This is a genomic window from Paraburkholderia sp., from assembly GCF_026225065.1.
Classification (GTDB): Bacteria; Pseudomonadota; Gammaproteobacteria; order Burkholderiales; family Burkholderiaceae; genus Paraburkholderia.
Window position 1 is genome coordinate 1 of sequence record NZ_JAMFSB010000238.1, and the last position, 2,549, is coordinate 2,549.

4 protein-coding genes are annotated in these 2,549 nt (G+C 63.9%); all 4 read right to left on the reverse strand.

Annotated elements, in window-relative coordinates:
* The coding region (locus M0954_RS17455; protein ID WP_297354530.1) for a formyltetrahydrofolate deformylase at positions 1-731 on the reverse strand (731 nt) is incomplete at its 3' end.
* Positions 732-803: 72 nt separating this feature from the next.
* On the reverse strand, positions 804-1,652 hold the full coding sequence (locus tag M0954_RS17460; RefSeq protein WP_297354532.1) for an NUDIX hydrolase family protein: 849 nt from the start codon (positions 1,650-1,652) through the stop codon (positions 804-806).
* A gap of 86 nt (positions 1,653-1,738) precedes the next feature.
* A complete protein-coding gene (locus M0954_RS17465; RefSeq protein WP_297354534.1) occupies positions 1,739-2,305 on the reverse strand; it encodes an adenine phosphoribosyltransferase in 567 nt (188 codons plus the stop codon).
* A 74-nt stretch (positions 2,306-2,379) separates the two neighbouring features.
* A partial coding sequence (locus tag M0954_RS30365; protein ID WP_367279519.1) for a TrkA C-terminal domain-containing protein occupies positions 2,380-2,549 on the reverse strand: 170 nt, incomplete at its 5' end.

Below are 2,549 nucleotides of genomic sequence, written 5' to 3' on the forward strand. Positions count from 1 at the left end.
CGCTCCACTTCCTGCTCGATGATCGGACCTTCGTCGAGATCGGTCGTGACGTAATGCGCGGTCGCGCCGATCAGCTTCACACCGCGGTCGAATGCCTGGTAATACGGCTTCGCACCCTTGAAGCTCGGCAGAAACGAATGGTGGATATTGATCGCGCGCCCCGCGAGCCGCTCGCACAGGCTCGGCGACAGAATCTGCATATAGCGGGCGAGCACGACCAGATCCACCTGATGTTCGTCAATCACTTCGAGCACCCGCGCTTCCTGCGCCGCCTTACCTGCGGGCGTCGAAGCCGTCAGCGGAAAATGATGGAACGGAACGTCGTAGCTCGCGGCGAGTTGATAGAAGTCCTTGTGATTCGAGATGATCGCCGGAATCTCGATACCGAGCTGGCCGGTGCGGTACCGGAACAGCAAGTCGTTCAGGCAATGGCCGATCTTCGACACCATGATCACGACGCGCGGCTTCACGGTCGCATCGTGCAACTCCCAGTGCATGCCGAACTCGTCGGCGAGCGTGCTGAACGCGGTACGCAGCGCGTCCAGACCCGGATCGCCGCCCACCTGCTGGAAATGCACCCGCATGAAGAACTCGCCGGTGTGGCTGTCGCCGAACTGCGCGGAGTCGAGAATGTTGCTGCCGCGCTCGAACAGGAAGCCGGACACCGCATGGACGATGCCGGGCCGGTCGGCGCACGACAGTTTGAGAATAAAGCTGTGATCGGTCGACATGACCTGGGTGACTCCCTTCTTCAATCCGTGATTCGTTTAGTGTGATGCAAAGTCGCTGTACGTCACGTTATGTTACGCAGCAGCCGGCGGCGCGAACAGTGCTTCAATTCCCGCGCAGTCCCCAGCGTCGATCCACCGGCGGCGCAGCAGGCAGTCGAGCGTGGCGAGGCTGGCGTCGACGGTCATCGCGTCTTCCTCGATCCAGCGCGCCACTTCATCGATGCGCGCCAGCCGGTGTTCGCCCACTTCGCCGTCCTGATTGCGCGGCGTGAAATCCGCCGGTAACGCCAGGTCGTAGATGAAGATCTGCTCGGCCTGAGTGCCTTCCGGCAGCGATTGCAGTACATGCACTGTACGCCCAGCCGTGGCGCGCGCAGCGATCTCCTCAGGAATGCCCGCCTCTTCCCAGCACTCCTTGACGATGGTCGCCTCGATGCCGAAGCCCCAGCCTATTCCACCGGCGACTACGTTATCCAGCATGCCCGGATCGGTCGCCTTGGTGTCGCTACGGCGCGCGATCCACAGTTGCGGCGCGCCATCCGCGTATTCTACGACGCCGTTCAGATGCACCGCGTAGGTCATCGTGCCGAAGAAGCGCGACGCCGCGCGCTCGATGTAGGCAAGCGGCTGCGCGTCGAAGTGGTTGCGGATAGCGTAGGTTTCATCGCGCCAGCCGGGAATCCGGCCATCCGCAGCGAGCGCGCCGATCACGGCGCCCAGTGCGGCGCTACGCATATCCAGGCTGGAGTAGCGCGACGATAACGTCACGCCCGCAGCGTCGACATCGAAAACGTCTGGCCAGCGCGCCAGCAACGGCACATCCGTCACGCGGATCCAGCCGACCTGCAGACCTTCCATCCAGAACGGCCGATGCGCCTGCGCATCGAACCGGCGCGCTTTGGTGATACAGGGCAAAGTCATGAGTGCTCCAACGGCACGGCAACCGGCGCAGCGCGGGTCAGTTCAGAAGCTCGTCGCAGCGGGTCAGTCGCGCAGTGCCACGCGGGTTAGTGGCCGCCAAACTCGGTGACCGTAAACAGCGGCAGCCCAGCCGAGCGCAGCAGCGCGGCTCCGCCCAGATCCGGCAGATCGATGATCGCCGCGCCTTCGACCACTACGGCGCCCAACCGCTCCAGCAGCTTCTTGCCGGCCATCATGGTGCCGCCGGTCGCAATCAGATCGTCGATGAGCAGGACGCGGTCACCCGGCCCGCAGGCATCCGCGTGAATCTCGACGGTCGCCGTACCGTATTCGAGCTCGTAGGACTCGGACTCCGTTTTGTACGGCAGCTTGCCGGCCTTGCGGATCGGAATGAAGCCCACGTTCAGCTCGTACGCCAGCACCGGCCCGATGATAAAACCACGCGCGTCGAGGCCAGCAATGTAGTCGAGCTTGGCATCGATATAGCGCTGCACGAACAGGTCGATCAGCACCCGAAACGTCTTCGGATGCTGCAGTAGCGGCGTGATATCGCGAAACTGCACGCCGGCCTGCGGCCAGTCGGGCACGGTGCGAATCTGGCTTTTGACGAACGCAGCCGCGTCTAGCGGGGCGCTCGCAAGCGCGTTGGACATGATGACTCCAGATGGATCCCCATGGATCCGGATAAAGGACTTAAGAATCTCGCGCGCCGACCCAGCTCATGCGGTCAAGCGGCGGTGGAGCCCGACCGGCGATGCCGCGACAGCCGCTCTTCGGCTTGGGCCAGCGCTTCGGGCAAGCCGCGCAGCACGACGATGTCGCTCGCGCGCAGCTTGGTGGACGGGTCCGGCTCCACGCCGCGAATGCCGTGGCGGCGGATCGCCGTCACTTCGACGC

What these genes read in the sequence shown, in the direction of transcription:
- M0954_RS17460 (WP_297354532.1), bottom strand. Translation starts at nt 1,652, where the DNA reads ATGACTTTGCCCTGTATCACCAAAGCGCGCCGGTTCGATGCGCAGGCG.
- M0954_RS17465 (WP_297354534.1), bottom strand. Translation starts at nt 2,305, where the DNA reads ATGTCCAACGCGCTTGCGAGCGCCCCGCTAGACGCGGCTGCGTTCGTC.